The organism is Bacillus sp. 05T31, from assembly GCF_056396725.1.
On record NZ_JBFTMA010000812.1, the window covers coordinates 1 to 1778 of the forward strand.

The window sequence follows — 1778 nt, forward strand, 5'->3', positions numbered from 1 at the left end:
TTCCATATATTCCATATACGGTTTCATATCACTACTAAAAAATGAATCGATATTATTTTGTTTCATATACTCTGCTAATTTATTAGAATTACATACTTTCTTCATAGTTCCCCCGCCTTTACAACTATCCCCATTGTAATTAAAATTTTCTTCTTCCACTATGACATATGTCATAGTAATAGACAATTTCAGCATGATACAGTCATTACAAATATGAAATATAAAGGGGCTATTACATTGTATAACTTTCTTTCTGTCTTTATTGGTGTGCTCATTGCCGTTATGCTTCCWTTGAATGGGATTTTATCTGAGTTAATTGGCAAGTACACAGCGAGCGTTGTCATTCACCTTGTCGGTTTAATTGCAGTTATTTTCGTTTTAATCMTWAACAAAAATAAAATCCRYTTTGATAAAGGTATTCCACTTTTTTTATATAGCGCTGGGGCAATTGGAGTATTCACTGTTCTTTTTAATAATATAAGTTTCTCTGCTCTTGGTGCCTCTATTACGATTGCATTAAGCTTACTTGGTCAATCCATCGCTTCCATAGTTATTGATCATTTCGGTTTATTAGGAATGAAAGTTTCGAAGTTTGATAAGAAAAAATTAATTGGATTATTATTCATCTCTTCTGGAATTATAGTCATGACAATTTATTAATGGAGGTAAGAAAATGTTATATATTTGTATCGCTATTTTAGCTGGTGTTTCTATCGTTGTTGCTAGAATTATTAACGCGAATTTAGCAAAGGAAATTGGAAATTGGGAAGGCACATTTTTCAATTATATTACTGGATTATTTTTCTCCATGTTATTTTTAATTTTCAGTTCAGATTCGTTGTATATTTCTAGTCATACGTTACAATCCATACCTATCGCTGTATACTTAGGCGGATTAGTAGGCGTTATCGTCATCTCATTATCAAACTATATTACTCCTAAAATATCAGCATTTTATTTAACGTTACTCATCTTTATCGGACAATTGTTTACGGGGACTATCATCGATTTCTTCCTGTCACACGAACTATCAACCGGAAAAATTATCGGTGGAATTCTCGTATTAATAGGGCTTACTTACAATTTACTCGTTGACCGCCCTATAAAAACCGTGAAGCATAATCACGTTCAACTATAATACTTTACGCTTACCTATCATATATTAATAGAAAAGCTCTTCACATGAAGCAATAGAGAGGAGAATACCCTATTAAGAAAATCATTTTATTGATAGGTAGCGCATTGATTGTTTTTGGAACCGTATGGTTTTTAAACTCTGGAAAATCTATTCAAGATCTCTATACAGCAAGTAAACCAAAGAAGAAAGCTACTATTATTTCAACTCAAAGAGACCCAAATGCACCTCCTGTTTTTTTAGGAAAACAGGAAATAAAAGATATACATGTAGAGTCGCTTAAGACAAAAAAATCTATCTTCCTTACAAAAACAGATGAATTAAAAACATTCATTAACAGTATGGATACAGCAAAAAAAGGCGATTTAACGCTAGATGAAGAAGGTTCTGATTTAGTAGATTGTAACATGTGGATTACTTTCCAAGATGGAACTTATAAACAATATTTACTTTGGATAGTAGATAACAACAGTAGTGAAGTTATGMTTGCCCWTCAAAACACTCCTGATGACGTAGACCTTACTTATTATCAATTAAATGAAGGYAATTCGAAAAAAGTATATAACTTATTTAAAAAGGTTATTTAATAGAAAAAGTCATGAGCTACTATGAAGTGCACCCCAATTGTTAGACACGGTCTAAC

Annotated in this window: 3 protein-coding genes; all 3 read left to right on the top strand. The window is 31.8% G+C overall.

Annotated elements, in window-relative coordinates; all coding sequences use genetic code 11:
- Positions 1 to 213: 213 nt before the first annotated feature.
- The 3 genes from AC1DJR_RS28605 to AC1DJR_RS28615 all read left to right on the top strand — a co-directional run bounded on the left by AC1DJR_RS28605 (position 214) and on the right by AC1DJR_RS28615 (position 1722).
- Entirely contained in the window at positions 214 to 660 is a 447-nt protein-coding gene (locus tag AC1DJR_RS28605) for a DMT family transporter (protein WP_477004113.1), read from the top strand.
- A gap of 13 nt (positions 661 to 673) precedes the next feature.
- Positions 674 to 1138: a DMT family transporter gene (locus AC1DJR_RS28610; RefSeq protein ID WP_002014128.1), complete on the top strand. Its 465-nt coding sequence runs from the start codon at positions 674 to 676 to the stop codon at positions 1136 to 1138.
- A 104-nt stretch (positions 1139 to 1242) separates the two neighbouring features.
- Positions 1243 to 1722, top strand: coding sequence for a YhfM domain-containing protein (locus AC1DJR_RS28615; protein ID WP_477004114.1), 480 nt, complete (start codon positions 1243 to 1245; stop codon positions 1720 to 1722).
- The last annotated feature ends 56 nt before the right edge of the window (positions 1723 to 1778 follow it).

What these genes read in the sequence shown, in the direction of transcription:
- AC1DJR_RS28610 (WP_002014128.1), top strand. Translation starts at nt 674, where the DNA reads ATGTTATATATTTGTATCGCTATTTTAGCTGGTGTTTCTATCGTTGTT.